We start from the raw sequence: 23,975 nt of genomic DNA, 5'->3' as shown, positions 1-23,975 counted from the left end.
ACACGTGGAGCCTCAAGGAGCCGATCAGATGGCCAACTTCTCCAAGTCGAACGTGCCGCAGTTCTCCGTCGAGGTGTACCAGAACGAATACCTGCCCGAGGGCGGCCGTGAGGTCAACGGGATCATCACCGTCACCTCGACCGGGGGCGGCACGACCGGTGGCGTCCCGCTGACGAGTGGGACGCATTCGCCGCCCTCGCGCGTACCGGGGCAGGCTCCGAACGCCGCTGTAGTGATCATGGTGGACTGCTCGGGCTCGATGGACTACCCGCCCACGAAGATGCGCAACGCCCGCGATGCGACGGCGGCGGCCATCGACACCTTGCGTGACGGCACCTCCTTCGCCGTGGTCGGCGGCACGCACGTCGCCAAGGAGGTCTACCCGGGCAACGGGCGGCTCGCCACGGCCGACCCGCAGACCAAGGCCCAGGCGAAGGAGGCCCTGCGCCGGCTCAGTGCGGGCGGCGGCACGGCGATCGGGACCTGGCTGCGACTGGCCGACCGACTGCTCGGCGCCGCCGAGGTGGACATCCGGCACGGCATCCTGCTGACCGACGGGCGCAACGAGCACGAGGCCCCGGAGGATCTGCGGGCCGCGCTCGACGCCTGTGCGGGCCGGTTCACCTGTGACGCCCGCGGTGTCGGCACCGACTGGGAGGTGAAAGAGGTCACAGCCATCGCCTCCGCGCTGCTCGGCACGGCCGACATCGTCGCCGATCCGGCGGGGCTGGCCACCGACTTCACGCAGATGATGGAGAACGCGATGGGCAAGGAGGTCGCGGACGTTGCGCTGCGGCTCTGGACCCCGGTCGGCGTGGAGATCAAGTTCGTGAAGCAGGTCGCGCCCACGGTCGCCGAACTGACCGACCGCCGCACCGAGGCCGGCCCGCGCGCCGGGGACTACCCCACCGGTTCCTGGGGCGACGAGTCGCGGGACTACCACGTGTGCGTGCAGGTGCCGGAGGCGGGCATCGGGCAGGAGATGCTGGCGGCCCGCGTCTCGCTCGTCCTCCCCGACCCGTCGGGCGGGGCGCCCCAGACCCTTTCGCAGGGCCTCGTACGGGCGGTGTGGACGGACGACATGGTGGCGTCGACCTCGATCAATCCGCAGGTCGCGCACTACACAGGTCAGGCGGAACTGGCACAAGTCATCCAGCAGGGGCTCGATGCGCGCAAGTCGGGAGACTTCGACGGCGCTACGGCCAAGCTCGGCCGTGCGGTGCAGTTGGCGTCGGCGTCCGGGAACGAGGACACTGCGAAACTGCTTTCGAAGGTGGTAGACGTCGTCGATGCGGCGACAGGTACTGTGCGACTGAAGGCGAAGGTCGCGGATGCGGACGAGATGACACTCGAAACGCGCTCCACGAAGACCGTCCGCGTAAAGAAATAACCATATATACGTACTGATGCGCCGCCCGACCGGACAGGTCCGCCGAGCGGCGAAGCAAGAAAATTACCGGCCCGCGGGCCGGACGAGGAGAGGGGGAAGCGCCGACATGCCGACCTGCCCGAACGGACACCAGTCGGGTTCCGAGGACTGGTGCGAGGTCTGCGGCCACCGCATGGCCGGGGCGGGCGCGCCTGCGGGCGCTGTTCCCCCGCCGCCTCCCCCGCCCCCCGCGCCCGGCTACGGCTACCCGCAGGGCCCCGGCCCCGACGCGACCGCCCACGCCGAGATCTGCCCGCAGTGCCGCACCCCGCGGGAGGCGATGGCGCCGTTCTGCGAGGAATGCCGCTGGAACTTCCTCACGAACACCGCGACGTCTTACACGCCGCTGGCGCCGCAGCACGGCAGCCCGTCCGGTCCGAGTGGACCCGGCGGTCCGGGTGGCCCGGGTGGCCCGGGTGGCCCCGGCGGTCCGGGTGGCGGCCCCGCCGGGCCCGTTCCCGGACTCAACCTGCCGCCGGGTTTCCAGGCCCAGCAGCCGCCGGGACCGCCGCAGCAGCGCGACCCGTTCGAGTACCAGAGCTCGCGCCCCTCGCAGGTGAACCGGCCGGCCGAGCCGCTCTCCTCGGGCCCGGGGCACCCCGGCGGTCCGGGACCGGGGCACCCGTTCCCGCAGGGACAGCAGGGCCCCCCGCCGCCTCCGTCGTTCCAGCGGGAGCAGCACGGGCAGCAGGGCCCGCCGCCGCCCCCGTCGTTCCAGCAGGAACAGCACGGGCAGCAGGGCCCGCCGCCACCCTCGCCGTTCCAGCAGGAACAGCAGGGCCCGCCGCCGTTCCAGCCGGGGCCGCAGGGACAGCAGAGCCAGCACGGCTTCCCGCAGGGGCAGCAGCACGCCCAGCAGCAGGGTTCGTCGCAGGGCTCGCCCCCGCCGCCGTCGTTCCAGCAGCAGAGCGCGCCGCCCGCGTTCCAGCAGACGGCTCCCCCGGTCTTCGAGCAGCCCGGTCCGCCGGCTCCGCCGCAGTCGGCTCAGCCCGGCAGCGACGACTGGCTGCTGTCGCCGCCGTCGCAGGCCCAGGGGCCGCAGTCCCCCATGCCGCAGCAGTCGTACCCGGGTCAGAACCAGGGCGGCCCGGACATGAGCCAGGGTCCGGGCATGGGCCAGGGACCTGGGCCGTCGTCCATGAGCTGGACCGCGGTCGTGGCTCCGGACCGTGAGTACTTCCTCGCGATGATGCAGCGCAGTGGCCCCGAGGCCACCGGGCTCAATCTGCCCGCGTACTCCCCGGAGCAGCACCTCCCGCTCACCGGCAGCCAGATCACCATCGGCCGCCGTCGGCACAGCACGGGCGAGTCCCCCGACATCGACCTCTCCGTACCGCCGGAGGACCCGGGCGTCTCGCACCAGCACGCGGTGCTGGTGCAGCAGCCCGACAGCAGCTGGGCCGTGGTCGACCAGAACTCCACCAACGGCACCACGCTCAACGACGCCGAGGACCCGATCCAGCCCTACGTCCCCGTTCCGCTCCAGGACGGCGACCAGGTGCATGTCGGGGCGTGGACGACGATCACGATCCGCCGGGGCTGACAGCTTCGAACGATGCGCGGCCGGCGAGGGGGACACCTCCTCACCGGCCGCGCATTGCTGTGCGCCGGCACCCGACGGCCGCGACCACATAATTCGCACTACGAATAGGCACCCCCGCAGCGAGGCAGGACAGCCTTCCGCTGTCGTATTCTGAGCAAATGCGAAAGGCCGAGGGTGAACAGATGGGGGTCGTCACCGCGCTGGTGCGATCCTCATTTCTGGTGAATGCCGTATACGCCGAGTCCGGCCGGATGCACGGAATCACCGCGCAGCAGGGCCAGCTGCTCTGCGTACTGATGCTGCAGCCGTACGGAATGCGCGAGCTCGGCTCGACGCTGGGGCTGGCGAAGTCCAGCCTCACCGGCCTGGTGGACCGCAGCGTCCAGCGCGGACTGGTCCGGCGGGAACCCGACCCCGAGGACGGGCGCGCGGTCCGGGTCGCCCTGACCGGGCCGGGTGCCGAGCTGGCGGAGGTGTTCTACGCCGAGACCTGCCGCCGGGTGGAGACCCTGACGGCCGGCCTCGACGACACCGACCGGGAGCTGCTCGCGCGGCTGCTCGGCCGGCTGGTGCTGAACAACAAGGTGCCGGTGGTCTTCATGGAGGCGGACTGAGGACCGGGCCCTGGGTGACGGGGCGGCCCGAGGTCCAGCCCCGGGCAGCGGGCCGGATCAGGACCCGAGGTCCCGCCCCCGGGTCCTGATCCGGCCCGCTACAAACAGAATCCGGCCCGCTGCAAACAGGAGGGGGACCCTATCCGCGCCCGGCGGTGCCGAACAGCTCGGCGAACCGGCCGGTGAACAGGTCCGCCCCCTTGTACTCACTGACCGCCGACGCCGGCAGCACAGCAGGCCCGTCGGGCGTGGGCACCTGCCCCACCCCGCCCCTGGGGCCGAGCGGGAGCAGGATCGAGGGCACCGGGGACGGCCGGTAGGCGGCAGTGGGCCGCTCTCCCCTTATCCGGGCGAGGATGTTCTCCGCCACGACCTGCGCGTGCTTCATCGCGTAACCGGCCATCTTGGCCTCGGGCAGGTCGGTGATGTCCCCGAGTGCGTAGATGTGGTCGTGTCCCTCGACGTTCAGCGCCTCGGTGACACGGACCTGCCCCCGCGGGGTCCGGACGGTCACCCTGCCGTCGGCGAGGTAGTCACCGTTGACGTGCACGCCGTAGCAGCGGAACCAGATGTCGGCGGAGATCTCCTCGCCGTCGGTGGCCACGGTGAAGGACTTCGTCCGCCCCGGTCCGGCCGGCGGCTCCTCGGCCAGCGTGGTGCCCAGGCGCAGTTCCACACCGAGCGCGTCCAGCTGGCGGCGCAGATCCTCGCGGAGCTCCGGCAGGAAGCCGGGTACCAGCTCCTCGGCGGGGTCGGTGATGATCACGTGCTTCTCCGGCCAGACCGCCTTGATCTCGCCGGAGAGCTCCAGCCCGACCGGACCGGCACCGACGATCAGCACCCGGCCGGCGGCGGAGAGCTCCGCATGGGCCTGATGGATCCGCTCCAGCGCGTCGCCTGCGAGATCGGCGTCCATCTTGGCCGGGAACGGATAGTCGGAGCCGGTGGCGAGGACCAGGTAGTCGGCCGCGATCCGCTCCCCCGAGGCCAGGGTGACGCCCCCCGGATCCACCGCGACGGCCCGCTCGCGCCGCACGGTGCCGCGCCGGAGCAGGGTGTCGTACGGAAAGAAGATATTGCCCGCCCAGTCGGGCTTCACCAGCGCCCGGAGGGATCCCGCCGCATGGACGAACGCGTCCTTGGGATCGATGAGCACGACATCCGCCTCGCCGTCCAGCGCCTTAGCGACAGCGGCGCCTCCATAACCTCCACCAATTACCACGACCGTACGGTTCATGATTCCCCACTCCCAGCAGCACGGCAGGTATCGTTCGCACTACGAACCATACTAGTTCGTGTAGCGAACTGTAAATGCTTGTTTTCGGTGCACGCCTGCCGTCGGCGAGCGATGAGCGCGAGGACGTGATCGATTCACCCGGGCACCGGTCCCCGGCCGGTGCGTCTGCGACGATGGACGGGTGACTGAGAACCCGCGCGACACGCTGCAGGAGCTGACCTTTTACGAGCAGGTCGGCGGCGAAGAGACCTTCCGTCGCCTGGTCCACCGCTTCTACCAGGGTGTGGCCGGGGACCCGCTGCTGCGGCCGATGTACCCGGAGGAGGATCTGGGCCCGGCCGAGGAGCGGTTCACGCTGTTCCTGATGCAGTACTGGGGCGGCCCGCGCACCTACAGCGACCAGCGGGGACATCCGCGGCTGCGGATGCGGCACGTGCCGTTCCGGGTGGACCGGGCCGCGCACGACGCCTGGCTGAGCCACATGCGGGTGGCTCTGGACGAGCTCGAACTCGCGCCGGAGCACGAGCGACAGTTGTGGGACTACCTCACCTACGCGGCCGCCTCGATGGTGAACACCGAGGGCTGAACACCCGAGCCCCGGACCGGGCCGCGAGGCCGCGGACCGGGCCGAGCGGAATCGAGCCGAGCCGGCGGTTGAGGACGGAGCCGGGCGCGGGACGCCCCGGCTCCGGTGCCCCGGTGCGCGCCCGAGAGGTCCTGGTCCTAGCCGCCCACCGAGACGCCGAGCATCCCCAGCCCGCCCCCCGAACCGGCCCGCCGCAAGGCGATCGCGCCGAAGGGGGTCCGCAGCCGCAGCCACGCCCCGGCCGCGAGCAGCGCGACGGGAAAGTCCGGTGCGGGCCGGAGGAAGCCAAGGGCCTGGGCCGCGTGCACGGCCCGCAGCGGCAGCTCCGTGCCGCCGACGGTCCGCGACCAGATGTCGCGTCCGATGAGGTCCCGCTCGGCCCGCGAACGACGGTCCGCGGGCAGGGCCTCGTCGCGCCCCCGGAACTCCGCCACGGCGGCGGTCAGCGCCGCGCCGAGGGAGTCGGGGCCCGGCAGCCCCGGGCACTCCTGCCAGCCGCCGCGCGGGGGCAGTACACCCGTCCACGGCGGTCCGGTCACCGGCGCGGGCAGGGACCCCGCACCGGCTTCCGGTCCCTCGACGTCCAGCGACTCGAGGAGCTCACCGGCGGACACGGTGACGTCGAAGTCATGCGCACCCGCACGGTCACCCGAGCCGGCAAGGTCGGACGAGCCCGCCAGCCGTACCGCCCGGATCGCCAGGACCTCGAACGACGGCGGCCGGCCGAAAACGGCGAGCGCTCCGCCGCCCGCCTGCAGCCGCACGGCCGCGGCACGGTCGTAGTGCAGCAGCCGACCGAGGAAGCCCGCGAGATCCGCGGCCTCCCTCGCGTCGGCGAACCGAAGCGACTGCACGGGCACGGTCATGCCGCCGCGGGCTCCTCGGCCAGGTACTTCTGGAGGAAGAGCTTCTCCTCGGCGGAGATCCGCCGGGGCCGCTCCTCGGCCAGGTCGTACGGCACGACGATGGTCGACGCCCGTACGTACACCTGCTCGGGGTCCTTGATCTCGTAGGCGATCGTCAGCGACGCGGCGCCTATCTTCGTGACCCAGGACTCGACGGTCACCGGCGCGTGCCGGTGGACCAGCGGCCGGACGTAGTCGATCTCGTGCCGGGCGACGACGGAGCCGCCCGCGAACGACGGCGAGCCGTCCCCCGGCGCCAGCCGGAACATGAAGTCGATGCGCGCCTCCTCCAGGTAGCGGAGGAAGACCACGTTGTTCACGTGGCCGAAGGCATCCATGTCCGACCAGCGCAGCGGGCAGCTGTAGATGTGACGTGCCAAGACGATCAGCCTCGCGTGAGCTTCTTGTACGTGGCGCGGTGCGGGCGGGCCGCGTCCGCACCGAGACGCTCGACCTTGTTCTTCTCGTACGACTCGAAGTTGCCCTCGAACCAGTACCACTTGGAGTCGCCCTCGTACGCCAGGATGTGCGTGGCGACTCGGTCCAGGAACCAACGGTCGTGGGAGATGACCACGGCCGCACCCGGGAACTCGAGGAGTGCGTTCTCCAGCGAGGAGAGGGTCTCGACGTCGAGGTCGTTGGTGGGCTCGTCGAGGAGCAGCAGGTTGCCGCCCTCCTTCAGCGTCAGCGCCAGGTTGAGGCGGTTGCGCTCACCACCGGAGAGCACACCGGCGGGCTTCTGCTGGTCCGGGCCCTTGAAGCCGAACGCGGAGACGTACGCGCGCGACGGCATCTCGACCTGGCCGACGTTGATGTAGTCCAGCTCGTCCGACACGACGGCCCAGAGGGTCTTCTTCGGGTCGATGTTGGAGCGGGACTGGTCGACGTAGGAGATCTTGACCGTGTCGCCGACCTTGATGGCGCCGGCGTCCGGCGTCTCCAGGCCCTGGATCATCTTGAACAGCGTGGTCTTGCCCGCGCCGTTCGGGCCGATGATGCCGACGATGCCGTTACGCGGCAGCGTGAAGGACAGGTCGTCGATGAGGACCTTGTCGCCGAAGGCCTTCGAGAGGTTCTCCACCTCGACGACGATGGAACCGAGCCGCGGGCCCGGCGGGATCTGGATCTCCTCGAAGTCCAGCTTCCGCATCTTGTCCGCCTCGGCGGCCATCTCCTCGTACCGGGCGAGACGCGCCTTGGACTTGGTCTGGCGCCCCTTGGCGTTCGACCGCACCCACTCCAGCTCTTCCTTGAGCCGCTTCTGCCGCTTCTCGTCCTTGCGGCCCTCGACCTTGAGCCGGGTGGCCTTCTTCTCCAGGTACGTGGAGTAGTTGCCCTCGTAGGGGATGGCGCGGCCGCGGTCGAGCTCGAGGATCCACTCGGCGACGTTGTTCAGGAAGTACCGGTCGTGAGTGACGGCGACGACGGCGCCCGCGTACTTCGAGAGGTGCTGCTCCAGCCAGTTCACCGACTCGGCGTCGAGGTGGTTGGTGGGCTCGTCGAGCAGGAGCAGGTCCGGAGCCTCGATGAGCAGCTTGCAGAGCGCGACTCGGCGCTTCTCGCCACCGGAGAGGTTGACGACGGGCCAGTCACCGGGCGGGCAGCCCAGCGCGTCCATGGCCTGCTCCAACTGAGCGTCCAGGTCCCACGCGTTGGCGTGGTCCAGGTCCTCCTGGAGCTTGCCCATCTCGTCCATGAGCGCGTCGCTGTAGTCGGTCGCCATGAGCTCGGCGACCTCGTTGAAGCGCTGGAGCTTGCCCATGATCTCGGCGGCGCCGTCCTGCACGTTCTGCAGCACGGTCTTCGACTCGTCGAGCTTGGGCTCCTGCATGAGGATGCCCACGCTGAACCCGGGCGACAGGAACGCGTCACCGTTGGACGGCTGCTCCAGGCCCGCCATGATCTTCAGCACCGTGGACTTACCGGCACCGTTGGGACCCACCACACCGATCTTCGCGCCGGGCAGGAAGCTCAGCGTCACGTCGTCAAGGATGACCTTGTCGCCGTGCGCCTTGCGTGTCTTGCGCATCGTGTAGATGTACTCAGCCAAGAGAAACCGTCCGGCAATCGATGAGTGGGCAGATACACCCCATCTTGCCTGACCGCCACCCCTGGATGGAAACCCGTATCGCCTGGTGGCCGTGACCTGGCCCTATGCGTGGCCGGGCCTGTAGGCGAGCTGTCACTGACTGTCGCATTCGGTCACCGCTGGGCATCCTCGCACGGCCCTGGGACGGCACGGAGGCGATCACTGGGTCGCCGTAGGCCCCTCGTCGAGCGTACGGCTCCCGGCTCGTCGACAACTGCACCGGCTGCTCTTCGGCCACGAACTCATACCCGGTCCGGACCGGGTTCGACGAAATGCGTGCCGGAACCCGCACGTCCTTCAAGCGCTCCCTGCGAGCCCAGGAATCAATTCAAGGAATACTTCAAGCCATTCTCCGCCACCCACCTGTACCCGAAGGTATCGGTCGACGGAAGATCCCTCCACGGCGCCCCCGAAACCCTAGCCAGGCAAATGATCCACCTTGGGTTATTGGTCACAGAATCGAGATAAGTGATCGCCCATTTTCCGCGCGAGCGAGCCGTACGCATCACGGCCACCTTCGCTGCCGCAGCGACGCTCGCTCTAGTCGGTCCGTTCATGGAAAAATTTAACAATCCGATTTGCCATGCAACTGCCCTCATCTTCTCCAGCGGCTGGGCGTGGGCTTGCTTCGCCTTCATGGTGGGCTTCTTGTGTCGGTCCAAGATCGAGTCGGCGTTGCTCGCTTCCTCGACTCTGGCTGTAGCCGTGGTCGTCTACTACGCCTTCAAGGCGATTCTCCCGACTACCCCTGTCGGCGTGGTCGTCTCCTCCAAGGTCGGAGATGGGCTCACGTCCAGCATCCTCGTTTGGGGAATAGCAGCCTTCGCCTTCGGGGCACCTGTGGGGTTGTTGGGAAACATCGCTCGAACGCCTGGGATCGGCGGCATTCCGTACCGGCTGCTCATTCCGTTGGTTGCCTTCATTGAAACCTCTGCGCGATTGGACACGGAGGCTTCCTCACAGGGCCAGTTCGTCGCGAACACCTGGTCCATAATTCGTATTGCCGCAGTGCTCACTGCCGTGGCTCTACTGGTGCACGGACTGACGACTTGGCGCACCCAGCGAGACAGGCCGGACGCGGACATCGGGGTCGGCGCAAGGAAGGAACGGTCCTGATGTGAGCCCAGCCATGCAGGGCCTCTTGTCTTGACCAACCGCCGCTTCCGGATGAGGGCCCCGGCACCCGCACGGCCAACGTCCGCCAGGGGCCCGGGGCCGTCACCTGGACCGTCGCCGACTCCCCGACCGGCGCCGGCCCCCGGACCGGGGGTGGTGGCCGGACCGGCCACCACCCCCATGCTCACTGCCCGTACGCGACCAGCCGGTCGGTGGCCGGTACCACCACGAGGCCGCCGCCCGCTCCGAGACCGGTCAGCGGCTGGGACACATTGTGCTCGTCGGGGTCGTTGATCGGGGCGCCGACGTCGGTGGACCAGACGGACTGGCCGGTGGCGCCGTTGAGCGCCCACAGCCGGCCGGTTCGCGAGCCCACGTAGACGTAGCCGTTGACGACGATCGGCGCCGTGCTGATCTGGCCGTCGCCCTCGAACTTCCAGCGGGTGGCCAGGGTGCGGCTGTGACGCTCCTGAAGGACGCCCTCGTCGACGAAGTAGCCCTGGCGGCCGTCGAAGGCCGGTGCGGGTGACCAGCCGTCGGCCTCGTAGGTGCTGCGGACCTCTCCGTCCGCGGCGTTGAGGGCCGCGGGGGTCATCCCGGCGTCGTCGCGGATCCAGACACCGCCGTCGGCGAGGACCGGGGTGCGGCCTCCGCCGCCGGAGCAGTCCGTCCGGTGGTGCCAGATCGGGCTGCCCGACTTGGGGTCGAAGGCGTACGTCTGCTCGCAGGCGTACGAGACGTAGACCCCGTTGGCCGTGACGGCGGGCGAGCTGTTGTCCCCGTTCGCGACCGGCTGGGTCCAGCGCACCGCACCGTCGGCGGCGTCCACCGCGTACACGGTGCCGCCCGAGCCCGCGCCGCCCGTGTACACCACGCCGCCGGCGAAGGTGGGTGGCGAGGTGAAGGAATACTGGCCGGGCAGCTTGACGGTCCAGATCTCCGCGCCGGTGGCCGGGTTGTACGCGGTCAGCGTGCCGTCGTAGGTCTGGGCGTAGAGCCGACCGCCCCCGTAGGCGAGCGCGGACCACCAGTAGGTGCCACCGAGGTCGACGGGTTTCCAGGCGTTCTCGCCGGTGGCCGCGTCAATGGCGTAGAGGGTGGTGCCGTAACCGTTCGGTGTGGCAGCGGTGGCGAAGACTCGCCCTCCGGCCACGATGGGGTAGGAGACGCTCCCGCCCAGGTCGCGGGACCACTTCTGGCTGAGCGGTGGAGCGCCCACAGCCGTGTCGACGAGGCTGCCGTCGTGGCGTGCGTTGACCTGGTACGTGGTCGAGGATCCGGTCTGCGTCGGCTGCGCGCCGACCGGCGTCACGAGCGTGACCGCCGACAGTGCCGCACCGAGCAGGACGGTGATGGTTCTTCGAAGTTTCATTCGGGTATCCCCCATCGTCGGCATCACCGCGGCGATGCGCGCAGGACGGACCCGCCCCCTTTCGGCGGCCCGCTTCCAAGCCCCCCATGGTCCTCTACGGATCACTCAACCGCCTTGTATTTACGATCAGTTGGCCGATCTTCCGGCCATGTTTCCTGATCCGGAGCAAGGACTCGTGGTGGTGCGTCGCGCCGACGTTCGCCGACCTCGTCGAGGCCTTACGACCCGCCGTGGCGACCGAGCCCGGAGGAGGAGAAGGGCGGAGGAGGAGGGGGCGGAGGAGGAGGGGGGCGGAGGAGGGGAGCCGTGAGCCTGGAATCACCGCTCGACTGGCGGGGCTCCGCATGAACCGCGACAGCCCCGGTACGCGGCTGCGTACCGGGGCTGTCCTCAGCACATGGCGGTTTCCGTGTGCCTACCGTTCATCAGCACATGGGGGTTTCCATGCGCCTACCGTTCATCACTCACCGGAGGACTGGCCCTTGCGCCGGCGGAGGAAGAAGACCGCGCCGCCGCCGATGACGACCAGGGCGATCGCTACGCCCGCGATGATCGGGGTGGCGTTGGAGCTTCCGGTCTCGGCGAGGCCGCCCTCGGCCCCCGTGGAGCTGCCGCCGGCCGTGGCGGTGGTCGTGCTGGGCTGGTCGGCGGTCTGCGTGTCGAGGCCGCCGGTGCCGCTGCCGCTGGTCTTGCAGTCCAGCACGCCCTTGAACGTCTTCGTGAACCCGCCGGGGCCGGTGATCGTGAAGTCGTACGCCTGGTCCTCGGCGACGGGCACCGTCACGGTCTCGGACTTGCCGGCTTCGACGGTGTGCGTCATCCCGGCCAGCTCGAAGGTGAACGCCTCGTCGCCCTCGTTGCTCGCGGTGACGTCCACGCCGCCCTTGGCGCAGTTCTTCTTCGCGGAGAGCGCCGGGATCGCGCCCTTCTTGGCCCACGTCGCGGTGGCGCTCGCCGAGACGGTGGTCTCGCTGGAGCCCGCCAGGATCTGGGTCTGGCTCCTGGTCACTCCGGCGAAGGCCCGGCCGACGGGCACCGAGGTGGTGGCCTGGACGGTCAGTGAGGCGGAGCCGTCGGGGGAGCCTGCCGGTACGTCGAAGTAGAGCTCGGCGCCGTTGACCGCGGTGGTGACGGGCTTGCCCTTCTTGTCGGTGACCGCGATGCCGCTGGCGGAGTCGGCGGGCGGGGCCACCGAGACCTGACCGGCGTTGGTGCGGACGGTGACCGGGCCCAGCCGCTCACCGGACCTGCCGGACACCGCTCCCGGGCCCAGGGCGAGGGACGCCTTGGGCTCGGCGGTGTCGGTGGCGGACTTCTGCAGCCAGTCCGCGAGCTTCTCGGCCTGGCCGTCCGCCGCCTCGACATCGGCGTTGTCCGAGTAGCGCCAGATGGCGACCTGGGTGCCCGCCGCCGCGGTCCTCTCGGTGAGCGGACCGGTGCCTGCGGCCTTGGCGAGCGCCGAGAGGTCGTCGATCTGCGGGTAGGAGTGCTCCAGGATCCAGCGGATCCGGCCGGCGTTCTTGTTGCCGCCCAGCGAGGTCTGGCTCCAGGGGGTCTCCAGGTACTTCGCCTCCTCCTGGGTGGGGTTGTGGATGTCGATGCAGTACGTCTTGAGCTTGCCGCCGCCGTCGACGGTCATCTCGAAGAGACCGGCGGGCAGCTTCTGGTCCTTGCCGTCCGCGTGCAGCACCGCATCGTCAAAGGTCTTCAACCCGTCCAGCACCGCGGACGCGCCGCCCTGGTGCTGGGGCGCCTCGTCGGCCGCCGCGCTGCCCGCGGTGGTGAGGGCGCCGGCCATGACCAGGCCGGTTGCCACCACCGAAGCGGCCAGGCGGGATATGCCCCGGCTCCGTGGGGGGTTGGCCGTCGCCCTCGATGACGAGGCGGTCGCTGAAGAAGCAGAAAACACAGAATTCCCCTCCGGGCGAGACCCTCGCGCCTGGTGCGCGTGTGGGGATTGTCCCGCCAGCCGACTCAAGTGCCCTGTGAGTACTGGGGAATCCTAAGGACGAAGCGAAGCACAGTCCCCCGTCATACGGTCGGATAACCATTCCGAATCAGAATCGTTATCCCCGGTAACGCGTGGACCCGAGGTCCTCGCTGCTGCCCGTCACGGCGCGGACACGAGCTCGGGACTGCCTTTCTGACGGGTCGTCCGACGTTTGCCGGCCGGGCGCTCGACCCGATCCGGCCGGTCCGCCGTTCCTGCCGATTCCGCCGTTCCTCGCTGGGCCGCCGTCCCCACCTGCGACGTTTGCATCTGCGCCGCCGTCGCCATCCGTGCCGCCGGCTGAACCCGGTCCTCCTGTTCAGCCAACTGCTCGCGCCCGGGCCCCTCGCCCACGGTCCACCTGTCCGGCTCGACCGCCCCCGGCGCGCTCGTGCGCGACGTCAGCCCCGGCTCTCCCCTGACCACGCGCCGGAACGCCGACGTCCCCCGTGTCAAATCGTGTCCCACCGCCACCGCCTCGATGTCCACGAACGTCCTTCGCTGGCCTTCCCGTTCCTCCTCGCGCACCTTCAGCCTGCCGTGCACCACCAGGGGATCCCCGACGGAAACGGAACCCGTCAGATTCGATGCCAGGCTCCGCCATGCCCACACGGTGTAGAAGCTGGTGTGGCCGTCCGCCCAGAGCTGTTTCTCCCGGTCCCACCGCCGCGGCGTCACCGCGAACCGGAATCGCGCCATTCCCCCGGTCGCGGTCTCCCGGAACTCCACACCGGTGGCCGCATTGCCCACCAGCGTCACCAAGGTCTCGTTCATGACTCCGCCTCCCCTTCGGTCTGGAATCAGCGACCCGCACCCTTGCGTCCGGTCACTGATCCCATGCTGAAGGGGAGGCGGAATTCCTGCTGAGGCCTGTGGACTAACGGCCCGTTGTGGAAAACTCCGTCACCGCCACGAATCGCTCCCGCACCTCGCGGTAGCGCACCAGCTCCGCCGACACCGGATCGAGCACCCGGGCCCGCCCGCAGGCGGCCGCCGCCTCGCGCAGCCGGCGTTCGGCCTCCTGGCCGTACCGTCGCGCGGGGCCCCGGGCCGCCGCCGCGCACGACCACTCCACCAGCGGGCCGCCGATGATCCCCGCCAGCATCACCAGGGCGGGCGTCAGCAGTCCCGGTTCGAGTACCCCGACGATCTGGCCGATCAGCCACAGGCCTCCGAAGATCTGCAGCAGTGTCATCGCCACCTGCGCCAGTACGGCCGCCGGCCACCAGGCCGGACGTGGCGGCTTCCCGCCTCCGCGCCCCCGGTGCGCCCCGCCCTTTCCGCCCGGCTCCCCTTCCTCCGCGATGGCCGCGTCCGGGCCCCGGCCCTGTGCCCCACCGGCGCGTTCGGCCAGTTCGTCGAGGGCTTCGGGCAGCCCCTGCGCCCCGTGCACAGCGGCTTCGCGCACCGCCTGCGCCCACGGTCCCGGCAGCCCGTCCACGGCGTCGTCCGCGACCGTGCGTACCGCCTGTTCGACCCGCTGACGTGCGGTGAGGTGTTCCTCCGGCGGGGCGGAGTGGGCCGCCCGGTCCAGGCTGCCCGGCTGCCGGGTGGACTCGTACCAGCGCCACAGCCGCAGCCACGGCGTTCCGCACGCCCGGCCGGCGTTCCGGCGCCATTCGCGCTCAGCCGCCTGGCCGGCCGCGGCGGCGCCGACGGCCTCCGCGAGCCGGTCGGCGAACTCCTCCCGGGCCTGCTCCCCCAGTCCGGGGCGCCCCTCGGCGACGTACACCGGACGCAGCCTGGCCGCGGCGACGTCCACATCCGCGGAGAGGCGTCGCGTCGCCGCCGTGCGCTCCTGGACGAACCGGCCGAGAAGTTCGCGCAGTTCGCCCACCCCTTCGCCGGTGAGCGCGGACAGGGACAGCACGGTGGCGCCCGCTTCGCCGTGTTCACCGAGGGCCATGCCGTCCTCGTCGAGCAGCCGGCGCAGATCGTCCAGGACCTGATCGGCGGCCTCGCCGGGCAGCCGGTCGATCTGGTTGAGGACGACGAAGGTGACCTCCGCGTGTCCGGCCAGCGGCCGCAGGTAGCGCTCGTGCAGCGCGGCGTCCGCGTACTTCTCCGGGTCCACGACCCAGATCACGGCGTCGACCAGCGCCAGTACCCGGTCCACCTGAGCGCGGTGCCCGGCGGCCGCCGAGTCGTGGTCGGGCAGGTCGACCAGGACGAGGCCCTGGAGCGCCTCGTCGGCCCGGCTACCGCTCTGCTGCGGCCTGCGCCGGAGCCGCCCCGGGATCGCCAGCCGGTCCAGCAGCCCCGCGGCGCCGTCCGTCCAGGAGCAGGCGATGGGCGAGGAGGTGGTCGGCCTGCGCAGCCCGGCTTCGGAGATCTGCGCGCCGGCGAGGGAGTTGAAGAGAGTCGATTTGCCGCTGCCGCTCGCTCCGGCGACGGCGACGACGGTGTGGCGGGAGGAGAGCCGCTGCCGGGCAGCGGCCTCGTCGAGCACGCGGCCCGCTTCGGCGAGGGTGGTCCGGTCGAGCCTTGCCCTGGAGAGCCCGACGAGTTCGCGCAGTGCGTCCAGACGCGGACTGAGCGGGCTGCCGTCGGGCACGTACGCCTCGACCTGCGGCCGTACGTCGTCGTCCTGGGCGGCTTCCGGTGCTTCCTCGGGGGCGGCCCCGTCGTCGGTGACGGCGGCGGCGCGGCGGGCGATGAGCCCGTCGTCCCACCCTGTGCCCGGCCTGTCCCGGTCCTCTTCCACGCCCTTTCGGGGAGCGGAACCCTCGTCCGGGTTCCGGCCGTGCTTCAGTTCAGGTACCTGGCCCCGGCCCTGTCCCGGACCTTCGTCAGTGACGGCAGTCATCGCTGCCACCTCTCCTTCTGCAGTACGGACAGCGCGGCAATCAGTTCGGCTTGCGGCTCGGGGGCCACGTCGAGCGCGTCCAGCGGGGCGAGGCGCCGGTCACGTTCGCCGCCCAGCACCTGGTCGAGATAGCTGGTGAGCAGGGCCCCGCCCTTGTCGCGCAGCCGCAGGGCGCCCTGCGCGCCGATGCGTTCGGCGAGCTGTTCCCCGGCGGTACGGGCCCGGCGCCCGCCCAGCAGCGCGGCGGCCAGCAGGGTGGCGACGGTCTCCGCGTCGGGCGCGGCGTTGCGTTCCAGCAGGCGCACCTCCTCCTCGGCGAGCTCCTCCAGGACCCGGCGCCACCGCCGTACGGTCATGGCGACCCGGCCCCGGATGTCCTCGGCGGGGCCCCATCCCCCCTCTTCCCGGCCCACCGTCTCGAAGCCGAACACCGCGGCCGCGGGCTCCCGCTGCCAGGTCGTCCGGATCTGCTCGTCGGCGGCTGCCACCGCGCACTCCAGGAGGGCGGCGAGGCTCTCCACGAGTGCTTCGAGGACCTCCTCGGAGGTGCTGTACAGCGGGTAGCCGCGCCATCTGGTCCGGGCGTCCCCCGCGAGCGCGCCACCGTTCTGCAGCCGCCGCCGGACGCGCGCGCCCTCCTTGCGGTACGCGTCCTCGACCACGCCGGTCAGCCGCACGGCGGCCGCGTACTGGGCCGCGACGGCCCCGGCCAGTGCCGGCATCCGCACGTCGAGCGAGTCGATGACCCCGGCCGCCGTACGTCCGACCGCCTGCTGACGGGCCGCCGGATCCTGCGCGCGGTGGGCGAGCCAGGCACGCAGCGGGGCGACGGCCGTGGTGGGCAGCAGCCCGCTGCCGCCGCCCGCGGACTCGGGGAGTTCGGGGATGGTGAAGCGCGGCACCTCGCCGAGACCGGCCTTGGTGAGCAGCGCTCCGTACTGTCGCGACACCTCGTCGATCACCTGGTGCGGCACCCGGTCCAGGACGGTGACGAGCGAGGCGTCGTACTCCTTTGCGGTACGCAGCAGATGCCACGGCACCGCGTCGGCGTACCGGGCGGCGGTGGTCACCATCACCCAGACATCCGCCGCGCAGACGAGTTCGGCGGCCAGGACGCGGTTGCGTACGACGAGCGAATCGATGTCCGGGGCGTCCAGCAGGGCGAGCCCGCGCGGCAGCCCGGCGGCGGTTTCGACGCGCAGCGCGGTGCCTTCCTCGGCCGCGTGCCCGTCGAGTCCGTCGAGGTCGTCGCACTGGCCGGGGTTCGCGGACTCCTCGGGCGGCAGCCAGACGCGGGTCAGCTGCGGGAGCACCCTGATGTCGGCGAACCAGTGGTGGTCATCCGGGTGGCAGACGAGCACCGGGGTGCGCGTGGTCGGCCGGAGCACTCCGGCCTCGCTGACCCGGCGCCCCACGAGGGAGTTGACCAGCGTCGACTTGCCGGCACCCGTGGATCCGCCGATGACGGCGAGCAGGGGCGCCTCGGGATCCCTGAGCCTGGGCAGCAGGTAGTCGTCGAGCTGGGCGAGCAGTTCGAGCCTCGTCTGCCGGGCGCGTGGAGCGCCCGGCAGCGGGAGTGGAAGACGCACGGCAGCGACACGGTCGCGCAGGGCGGAAAGTGCGTCGATGAGCTGAGGCCGTACGTCCAAGGTCACCACATGCGAAGAATGCCCAATTTTGGCGCCTTTTTGAAGCGTATAGACCCCTCTGCGCGGCGGTTCCTGCTCAGGACAGACGGGACGAGTGGGGCGCAGGCATAACGAGTGCACAACACCCGGGGCGCGAGGCGCCAAAAGCGCTGCATGAATCGCACCTACCTGCGATTATCGTCTCGCTTCACCGAACCTCCACATCGTGCCACGCAGGTGAAGCAACCGGGTCCAGGCGATCGGAGCCCTATCCTTGTCCCGGCAGGTCACGGCCCGCCCGGGTCCCAGGGCTCCAGGCCACCGGGACCACCACCCGGCCCCCGTAGCTCAGTGGATAGAGCAGGCGCCTTCTAAGCGCTTGGCCGCAGGTTCGAGTCCTGCCGGGGGCACGCAGCCCGCACCACCATGAGGCCCTCCCCACCGGAGGGCCTTTCGTCTGCCACGGGCACGCTAGCGAGGGCCGCGTAGCGGCGGCATAAGAGCTGCGGGACCTTCCGGGCGGCGGACGATGTTCACGCGCCCGGGTCGAAATCCGCACGATCCCCGCTCCGCCCGGTTCCGCCCGTGGAATCGATGGGCCTGGTCGCCGAGTAGAGGCGGAGGTCGGTCCGGCCGCCGTGCACGAAGCCGGCGTTGCGCATCGTGCCCTCGTAGTCCAACCCCGCCTTGACGGCCACCCGCTGCGAGGCGGCGTTCTCCACCGCCGCCTTGAGTTCCATCCGCTGAAAACCCTGATCGCCCAGGAGCCAGCAGGCGAGGGCCGCGGTGGCCTCCGTCGCGATTCCGCGGCCACGCGCCCAGGGCGCCACCCAGTAGCCGACCTCGCTGACCTGCGCCCGCCAGTCGGTCTTCTTCAGGCCGACGGTGCCCAGCAGTCGGCCCCCTGACCGGGCGGCCACCGCGAAGTGGATGCCGTCACCCGACTCGCGCAGTGCGGGGGCGATCTCCGTGCACCAGGCCGTGGCGTGCTCGGCGGTGTACGGCCACGGGAGCGGGAGCCAACGCTGGGTCAGTTCGTCCGAGCACGCGGCCCGGGTGTCCTCGATGTCTTCGGGGGTGAAGGCCCGGAGCGTCAGGTTCTCGGTGCGCAGCACCGTCTCCGGGAACCTGTGGGCTGCGATGGTCCGCTCCGTCCGCCGGATCGCCGCTGGTCGGCCGACACCGTCAACAAGGGTACGCACGGCCCCTGGAGGGGCCTTGGAGTGCTCCTCGCGTGCACCGTGCAGCGATGTGAATCGATTCAGCTTGAAAGGGGTCAGCCCCCGCGCCAAGGCGCCACCGGGGGTCGACGCGGACTCGACCCGTCGGCAGGCATTTCCCCCTCGCCCTCCCTTCCAATCTTAGGAGATTCCCGCTACGCACCCATTGACTACGCCCGCGCACCCCGTCTAGCTTCCGAGGAGCCCGATTGAAACCTTTCACGACGCGTGGGCCCCAACGGCCTTCCGTCGGCTCAGTCCACCGCTCAGGAGCCCCCCTCATGAACAAGTCCGCCAAGGGCCCGGACGCGGCCCCGGCACCGGCGCCGGCCCCGGTGCTGGCACTGAAGGGTGTGAGCAAGTCCTTCGGCGCCGTCCGGGCGCTGCAGGACGTGTCCCTCGAACTGTTCCCTGGTGAGGCGCACGCACTCGCCGGGGAGAACGGCGCGGGGAAGTCCACCCTCATCAAGGCGCTCGCCGGGGTGCACCGGCCTGACAACGGTGTCGTACTGCTCGACGGGGAGCCCGTCGTCTTCCACGGCCCCGCCGCCGCCCGCGATGCCGGCATCGCCGTCATCTACCAGGAGCCGACGCTCTTTCCCGACCTGTCGATCGCCGAGAACATCTTCATGGGCCGCCAGCCCCGGCGCTCCTTCGGACGGATCGACCGCCGGGCCGTGCACGACACGACTGCGGGGCTGATGCGCCGCCTCGGCGTCGACCTGGCTCCCGACCGGCCGGCCCGCGGGCTCTCCATCGCCGACCAGCAGATCGTCGAGATCGCCAAGGCGCTCTCCTTCGAGGCCCGCGTCCTGATCATGGACGAGCCGACGGCCGCGCTCACCGGCAGTGAGACGGCCCGGCTGTTCTCCGTCGTACGGGCGCTGCGCGCCGAGGGTGCGGCCGTGCTGTTCATCTCGCACCGGCTCGACGAGATCTTCGAGTTGTGCCAGCGCGTCACCACGCTGCGCGACGGCAGGTGGATCTCCTCCCAGCCGCTCGAGGGGCTCACCGAGGACGGCCTCGTGCGGCTCATGGTCGGCCGCGACCTCGACGACCTCTACCCCAAGCAGGACGCCGCCGTCGGCGAGGTCGCGCTCTCCGTGCGGCGGCTGACGAGGGAGGGCGTCTTCCGCGACGTGTCGTTCGAGGTGCGCCGGGGCGAGATCGTCGCGCTGGCCGGACTCGTCGGGGCCGGCCGTACCGAGGTGGCCCAGGCCGTCTTCGGGGTCGACCGCGCCGATGCCGGTGAGGTGCACGTGAACGGCACCGCGCTGCGCGCCGGTTCGCCCACCGCCGCGATGGCCGCCGGGCTCGCTCTCGTACCCGAGGACCGCCGGCAGCGCGGACTCGTCATGGAGATGTCGATCGAGCGCAACATCGGCCTCACCGGACTCGGCGAGGTCCGCCGCGGCGGCCTGGTCAGCCGCGCCCTGGAACACGAGCGGGCGGCCGACTGGGCCCTGCGCCTCCAGCTCAAGTACAACCGGCTGGCAGACACCGTCGGTGTGCTGTCGGGCGGCAACCAGCAGAAGGTCGTGCTGGCCAAGTGGCTGGCCACCGAACCCTCCGTACTTATCGTCGACGAGCCCACCCGCGGCATCGACGTCGGCACCAAGGCCGAGGTCCACCGGCTGCTCTCCGCACTGGCCGCCGAAGGGCTGGCCGTGCTGATGATCTCCTCCGATCTGCCCGAGGTGATCGGCATGGCCGACCGGGTGCTCGTCATGCACGAGGGCCGGCTCGTCGCCGAACTCCCGCGCGCGGACGCCACCGAGGAGACGGTCATGGCGGCAGCGACCGGACTCGGCGAAAGGACAGCGGCATGACCACCACCGTCGTAAGCCCGCCGGACAGCGGCCCGAAGGCGCCGGCCCGCAGCGCGGCCTCGCTCGTGGACACGGTCTTCCGGGCCCGCGAGATATCCATCGCCGGGGCGCTGATCCTGCTCGTCCTCGGCACCTATCTGGCCAATCCGCGCTTCCTGTCCGACCAGGGCATCAAGGACCTGCTGCTCAACTCCTCGATCCTGGTGCTGCTCGCGGTCGGCCAGTCGGCCGTCGTCATCACCCGCAACATCGACCTGTCGGTCGGCTCCGTGGTCGGGCTCTCCGCCTTCGCCTGCGGCAAGTTCGTGGCCGGGACCGACCACGGCGTGGTCACCGTCATGCTGCTGGGCATCGCCATCGGCGTGGTCTGCGGACTGGTCTCCGGCGCGCTCGTCAGCTTCGGCAAGGTGCCGGCGCTCGTCGTGACGCTCGGCATGCTCTACATCATCCAGGGCGTCGACTACTGGTGGGCGCAGGGCGACCAGATCGGCGCCGCCGAGGTCCCCGACCAGATCCTTGGGCTGGGCAGCGGGAGCGTTCTGGGTGTGCCGTACCTGCCGCTGATCGCCGTGGTGCTGCTCGCCGCGACGGCGTACTTCCTGCGCAGCTACCGCTCGGGGCGTGAGCTGTACGCGATCGGGTCGAGCCCGGAGGCCGCCCTGCTCGCCGGGGTGCCGATCCGTCGCCGGATCCTGGCCTCGTACGCCTTCTCCGGAGCCGTCGCCGGTTTCGCGGGCACCCTGTGGCTCGCCCGCTTCGGCACGGTCGTCGCGGACAACGCGCACGGCTGGGAGCTGACCGTCGTGAGCGCCGTCGTCGTCGGCGGTGTCGCCATCACCGGCGGTACGGGAACGGTCTGGGGCGCCGCACTGGGCGCCCTGCTGCTCACCACCATCGGCAGCGTGCTGGTGGTCCTGAAGGTCGACTCGTTCTGGCAGGGCGCCATCACCGGCGCACTTCTGCTGCTGGCCATCAGCATCGACCGGATCGTGAACCTGCGGATGACCGCAGCCCTGAGGAAGAGGAGCGCCCGGCATGGCAATGGCGCCTGAGACCAAGAAGGCGGTGCCCGCCCCGCAAGGGTCCGCCCGGACGAAGAGCTCGCTGCGGAGCCTGGCGCTGCGCTGGGACACCGCGGTCGGGGCGCTGCTGGTGGCCGTCGTCGTGGTCGGGCTCGGCACCACCGAGGGCTTCGGCTCGGGTGAGAACCTCGCGTTCGCCTTCAACGACATCGCCGAAGTCGCGCTCATCGCACTGCCGATGACGCTTCTGGTGGTGGCCGGACAGGTCGATCTGTCGGTCGCCTCGATGCTGGGTCTGGGCAGCGCGCTGACCGGTGCGCTGTGGGACGCGGGCTGGGCGTTCGAGACGATCGTGCCGGTCGTGCTGCTGGTCGGCGTGGCCGGCGGGCTGCTCAACGGCTGGCTGGTCACCAAGGTCGGACTGCCCTCGCTCGCCGTCACCATCGGCACCCTGGCGCTCTACCGGGGCCTGGCCTCGGTGGCGCTCGGCAGCGACGCGGTGACCGACTTCCCGCAGACGTACGCGGACTGGGCCGTCGACACCACCACGGTGCCCGGCACCTTCATCACGTACCCCGTCGCACTGTTCATCGTGCTCGCGGTGCTCACCGCGATCGTGCTGCACGCCACCGGCCTGGGGCGTTCGCTGTTCGCGATCGGCTCGCAGGAGGAGGCCGCGTACTTCGCGGGCATCCGGGTCAAGCGGATCAAGCTGCTGCTGTTCGTCGTCACCGGGCTGTTCTCCGCCTTCGCGGGGATCGTCTTCACCCTCCGCTACGGCAGCGCCCGCGCCGACAACGGGCTCGGCTTCGAAATGCTCGTGATCGCCTCCGTGCTGCTCGGCGGCATCGACTTCGACGGCGGGAAGGGCACGCTCTTCGGCGCGGTCGCCGGGGTGCTGCTCATCGGCATCCTGAAGAACCTGCTGACGCTCAACGACATCGCCAACGAGGTGCAGGTCATCGTGACCGGCCTGCTGCTCGTGGCGTCCGTCCTCACCCCACGCGTGATCGCCACCGTGGTCGAACGACGGCACCGGCGCGCCGCCGGCGCCCGCCCCTGATCCCTGACCCGCCCCCGTACGCACTCCTCGTACGCACCTCTCGTCCTCGTACGCACTCCTCGAAAGGCACACCGCCGTCATGATGCTCCGCAATGCCGCTGGGCGCCGCGCCGTCACCACCGCCGCCACCGCGCTCTCCCTCGCCCTCGCCCTCAGCGCCTGTTCCGGCACCACGAAGGACAGCGCCGGCAAGGAGTCCGCGAAGGCCGGATCCACGGCGAAGGCCGATCCCGGCGCAGCGCTGAAGAAGGGGCTGAAGCTCGCCTTCCTGCCCAAGCAGATCAACAACCCGTACGAGAAGATCGTCGACGATGCGGGGATCGAGGCGGCCAAGGAGTACGGCGGCACGGGCAAGGAGGTCGGTCCGTCCGACGCCAGTGCCTCCTCGCAGGTCAGCTACATCAACACGCTGATCCAGCAGCGCCAGGACGCGATCCTGGTCGCTGCCAACGACCCGAACGCGGTGTGCGGCCCGCTGAAGCAGGCCATGAAGAAGAACATCAAGGTCGTGGCGTACGACTCCGACACCGCGAAGGAGTGCCGCCAGCTCTTCATCAACCAGGCGAGCTCGGAGGAGATCGGCCGCAGCCTGGTCCAGCACCTCGGTGAGCAGATCGGCTACAAGGGCAAGATCGCGATCCTCTCGGCCACCCAGAACGCGACGAACCAGAACACCTGGATCGAGTTCATGAAGGACGAGCTGAAGCTGCCCAAGTACAAGGGCATGAAGCTGGTGAAGGTGGCGTACGGGGACGACGCGGACCAGAAGTCGTTCCAGCAGACCCAGGGCCTGATGCAGGCCTATCCCGACCTCAAGGGCATCATCTCGCCCACCACGGTCGGCATCGCGGCCGCCGCCCGCTACCTGAGCGACTCCTCGTACAAGGGCAAGGTCGTGCTGAACGGCCTGGGCACGCCGAACCAGATGCGCAAGTACGTCAAGGACTCCACCGTCGAGCAGTTCTCGCTGTGGAACCCGGAGGAGCTCGGCTACCTCGGCTCCTACGCCGCCGCGGCGCTGGCGTCCGGTCAGATCACGGGCGCGGAGGGCGAGAAGTTCAAGGCGGGCAAGCTCGGCGAGTACACGATCGGCAAGGACGGCGAGGTCATCCTCGGCAAGCCGACCGTCTTCGACAAGAAGAACATCGACAAGTTCGACTTCTGAGCCGTCGGGTTGCGGACGGCCGAGTAGCACAGGAGACCTTCTCATGCAGCGTGTCTGCTTCTTGCTGAACGTGCGCAAGGACCGGATCGGCGAGTACCGCGAGCGCCATGCGGCGGTCTGGCCCGACATGCTCGCCGCGCTCTCCGCGGCGGGCTGGCACAACTACTCGCTCTTCCTGCGCGAGGACGGGCTGCTCGTCGGATATCTGGAGACGGAGGACTTCGACGCGGCACGGGAGGCGATGGCTGCCACCGAGGTGAACGAGCGCTGGCAGCGGGACATGGCCGGCTTCTTCGAGCAGCCGGAGGCGGCGGACGACGCGATGGTGCCGCTGGCGGAGGTGTTCCACCTGGCGTGAGGC

Annotated in this window: 19 protein-coding genes, 1 tRNA gene and 1 pseudogene; 11 read left to right on the top strand and 10 right to left on the bottom strand. The window is 70.4% G+C overall.

Annotation, left to right across the window (positions count from 1 at the left end):
• Positions 1–28 precede the first annotated feature (28 nt).
• The 3 genes from LNW71_RS21485 to LNW71_RS21475 all read left to right on the top strand — a co-directional run bounded on the left by LNW71_RS21485 (position 29) and on the right by LNW71_RS21475 (position 3,586).
• Positions 29–1,390 (top strand): VWA domain-containing protein, encoded by a 1,362-nt coding sequence (locus tag LNW71_RS21485; protein ID WP_250969720.1) that lies wholly within the window; start codon positions 29–31, stop codon positions 1,388–1,390.
• 106 nt (positions 1,391–1,496) lie between these two features.
• Positions 1,497–2,972 carry an FHA domain-containing protein gene (locus LNW71_RS21480; RefSeq protein ID WP_250969719.1) on the top strand — a complete coding sequence of 492 codons (1,476 nt, stop codon included), beginning with the start codon at positions 1,497–1,499 and terminating at the stop codon, positions 2,970–2,972.
• Between the two features lie 182 nt (positions 2,973–3,154).
• On the top strand, positions 3,155–3,586 hold the full coding sequence (locus LNW71_RS21475; RefSeq protein ID WP_250972090.1) for a MarR family transcriptional regulator: 432 nt from the start codon (positions 3,155–3,157) through the stop codon (positions 3,584–3,586).
• Positions 3,587–3,725: 139 nt separating this feature from the next.
• On the opposite strand, the gene LNW71_RS21470 is transcribed toward LNW71_RS21475, so the two are convergent.
• Entirely contained in the window at positions 3,726–4,823 is a 1,098-nt protein-coding gene (locus LNW71_RS21470; RefSeq protein ID WP_250969718.1) for an FAD-dependent oxidoreductase, read from the bottom strand.
• 181 nt (positions 4,824–5,004) lie between these two features.
• On the opposite strand from LNW71_RS21470, the gene LNW71_RS21465 reads away from it, so the two are divergent.
• Entirely contained in the window at positions 5,005–5,409 is a 405-nt protein-coding gene (locus LNW71_RS21465) for a globin (protein WP_250969717.1), read from the top strand.
• Between the two features lie 137 nt (positions 5,410–5,546).
• Here the strand turns inward: LNW71_RS21465 and LNW71_RS21460 are convergent, their stop codons facing one another.
• Genes LNW71_RS21460 through ettA form a run of 3 tightly spaced genes read right to left on the bottom strand, consistent with a single transcriptional unit; the run spans position 5,547 to position 8,364 of the window.
• Entirely contained in the window at positions 5,547–6,275 is a 729-nt protein-coding gene (locus LNW71_RS21460; protein WP_250969716.1) for a hypothetical protein, read from the bottom strand.
• Positions 6,272–6,694 (bottom strand): thioesterase family protein, encoded by a 423-nt coding sequence (locus LNW71_RS21455; RefSeq protein ID WP_285802175.1) that lies wholly within the window; start codon positions 6,692–6,694, stop codon positions 6,272–6,274. The genes LNW71_RS21460 and LNW71_RS21455 overlap by 4 nt, the downstream gene beginning before the upstream one ends.
• Positions 6,695–6,699: 5 nt before the next feature.
• Positions 6,700–8,364, bottom strand: coding sequence for an energy-dependent translational throttle protein EttA (gene ettA / locus LNW71_RS21450; protein ID WP_250969715.1), 1,665 nt, complete (start codon positions 8,362–8,364; stop codon positions 6,700–6,702).
• Between the two features lie 507 nt (positions 8,365–8,871).
• Here ettA and LNW71_RS21445 point away from each other — a divergent pair.
• Positions 8,872–9,519, top strand: coding sequence for a hypothetical protein (locus tag LNW71_RS21445; protein ID WP_250969714.1), 648 nt, complete (start codon positions 8,872–8,874; stop codon positions 9,517–9,519).
• A 184-nt stretch (positions 9,520–9,703) separates the two neighbouring features.
• Here LNW71_RS21445 and LNW71_RS21440 read toward each other — a convergent pair whose 3' ends face one another.
• The 5 genes and pseudogenes from LNW71_RS21440 to LNW71_RS21420 form a co-directional block, all read right to left on the bottom strand.
• Entirely contained in the window at positions 9,704–10,891 is a 1,188-nt protein-coding gene (locus LNW71_RS21440) for a PQQ-binding-like beta-propeller repeat protein (RefSeq protein WP_250969713.1), read from the bottom strand.
• A 460-nt stretch (positions 10,892–11,351) separates the two neighbouring features.
• Positions 11,352–12,800 carry an LAETG motif-containing sortase-dependent surface protein gene (locus LNW71_RS21435; protein WP_250969712.1) on the bottom strand — a complete coding sequence of 483 codons (1,449 nt, stop codon included), beginning with the start codon at positions 12,798–12,800 and terminating at the stop codon, positions 11,352–11,354.
• A gap of 474 nt (positions 12,801–13,274) precedes the next feature.
• Positions 13,275–13,655 (bottom strand): annotated as a pseudogene (locus LNW71_RS37010) (single-stranded DNA-binding protein); the annotation flags it as partial.
• 103 nt (positions 13,656–13,758) lie between these two features.
• Positions 13,759–15,687, bottom strand: coding sequence for a GTP-binding protein (locus tag LNW71_RS21425; protein WP_250969710.1), 1,929 nt, complete (start codon positions 15,685–15,687; stop codon positions 13,759–13,761).
• Positions 15,684–17,336, bottom strand: a complete 1,653-nt coding sequence (locus LNW71_RS21420) for a dynamin family protein (RefSeq protein ID WP_250972088.1) — start codon at positions 17,334–17,336, stop codon at positions 15,684–15,686. Before LNW71_RS21420 ends, LNW71_RS21425 begins: the two co-directional genes overlap by 4 nt.
• Before the next feature lie 316 nt (positions 17,337–17,652).
• Here LNW71_RS21420 and LNW71_RS21415 point away from each other — a divergent pair.
• A tRNA-Arg gene (locus LNW71_RS21415) sits at positions 17,653–17,725 on the top strand.
• Between the two features lie 123 nt (positions 17,726–17,848).
• Here LNW71_RS21415 and LNW71_RS21410 read toward each other — a convergent pair.
• On the bottom strand, positions 17,849–18,517 hold the full coding sequence (locus LNW71_RS21410; RefSeq protein WP_250969709.1) for a GNAT family N-acetyltransferase: 669 nt from the start codon (positions 18,515–18,517) through the stop codon (positions 17,849–17,851).
• Positions 18,518–18,816: 299 nt separating this feature from the next.
• Here LNW71_RS21410 and LNW71_RS21405 point away from each other — a divergent pair, with 299 nt between their 5' ends.
• From LNW71_RS21405 to LNW71_RS21385, 5 genes are all read left to right on the top strand, one after another.
• Entirely contained in the window at positions 18,817–20,364 is a 1,548-nt protein-coding gene (locus tag LNW71_RS21405; protein WP_250969708.1) for a sugar ABC transporter ATP-binding protein, read from the top strand.
• Positions 20,361–21,416, top strand: coding sequence for an ABC transporter permease (locus LNW71_RS21400; protein ID WP_250969707.1), 1,056 nt, complete (start codon positions 20,361–20,363; stop codon positions 21,414–21,416). The genes LNW71_RS21405 and LNW71_RS21400 overlap by 4 nt, the downstream gene beginning before the upstream one ends.
• Positions 21,400–22,449: an ABC transporter permease gene (locus LNW71_RS21395; RefSeq protein ID WP_250969706.1), complete on the top strand. Its 1,050-nt coding sequence runs from the start codon at positions 21,400–21,402 to the stop codon at positions 22,447–22,449. Before LNW71_RS21400 ends, LNW71_RS21395 begins: the two co-directional genes overlap by 17 nt.
• Before the next feature lie 79 nt (positions 22,450–22,528).
• Positions 22,529–23,614: a rhamnose ABC transporter substrate-binding protein gene (gene rhaS, locus LNW71_RS21390; RefSeq protein WP_250969705.1), complete on the top strand. Its 1,086-nt coding sequence runs from the start codon at positions 22,529–22,531 to the stop codon at positions 23,612–23,614.
• 43 nt (positions 23,615–23,657) lie between these two features.
• On the top strand, positions 23,658–23,972 hold the full coding sequence (locus LNW71_RS21385) for an L-rhamnose mutarotase (RefSeq protein WP_250969704.1): 315 nt from the start codon (positions 23,658–23,660) through the stop codon (positions 23,970–23,972).
• Positions 23,973–23,975 lie beyond the last annotated feature (3 nt).

The organism is Streptomyces sp. RKAG290 (genome assembly GCF_023701695.1).
Lineage (GTDB): Bacteria > Actinomycetota > Actinomycetes > Streptomycetales > Streptomycetaceae > Streptomyces.
Note: the sequence above shows the minus strand (reverse complement) of the source record. Positions and strands in the feature narration are given on the sequence as shown.

Excerpts from the sequence above, each read along its gene's own strand:
- LNW71_RS21475 (WP_250972090.1), top strand. The coding sequence starts at position 3,155 with ATGGGGGTCGTCACCGCGCTGGTGCGATCCTCATTTCTGGTGAATGCC.
- rhaS (WP_250969705.1), top strand. The coding sequence starts at position 22,529 with ATGATGCTCCGCAATGCCGCTGGGCGCCGCGCCGTCACCACCGCCGCC.
- LNW71_RS21440 (WP_250969713.1), bottom strand. The coding sequence starts at position 10,891 with ATGAAACTTCGAAGAACCATCACCGTCCTGCTCGGTGCGGCACTGTCG.
- LNW71_RS21425 (WP_250969710.1), bottom strand. The coding sequence starts at position 15,687 with ATGACTGCCGTCACTGACGAAGGTCCGGGACAGGGCCGGGGCCAGGTA.
- LNW71_RS21385 (WP_250969704.1), top strand. The coding sequence starts at position 23,658 with ATGCAGCGTGTCTGCTTCTTGCTGAACGTGCGCAAGGACCGGATCGGC.
- LNW71_RS21470 (WP_250969718.1), bottom strand. The coding sequence starts at position 4,823 with ATGAACCGTACGGTCGTGGTAATTGGTGGAGGTTATGGAGGCGCCGCT.
- LNW71_RS21480 (WP_250969719.1), top strand. The coding sequence starts at position 1,497 with ATGCCGACCTGCCCGAACGGACACCAGTCGGGTTCCGAGGACTGGTGC.
- LNW71_RS21400 (WP_250969707.1), top strand. The coding sequence starts at position 20,361 with ATGACCACCACCGTCGTAAGCCCGCCGGACAGCGGCCCGAAGGCGCCG.
- LNW71_RS21395 (WP_250969706.1), top strand. The coding sequence starts at position 21,400 with ATGGCAATGGCGCCTGAGACCAAGAAGGCGGTGCCCGCCCCGCAAGGG.
- LNW71_RS21405 (WP_250969708.1), top strand. The coding sequence starts at position 18,817 with ATGAACAAGTCCGCCAAGGGCCCGGACGCGGCCCCGGCACCGGCGCCG.
- LNW71_RS21460 (WP_250969716.1), bottom strand. The coding sequence starts at position 6,275 with ATGACCGTGCCCGTGCAGTCGCTTCGGTTCGCCGACGCGAGGGAGGCC.
- LNW71_RS21485 (WP_250969720.1), top strand. The coding sequence starts at position 29 with ATGGCCAACTTCTCCAAGTCGAACGTGCCGCAGTTCTCCGTCGAGGTG.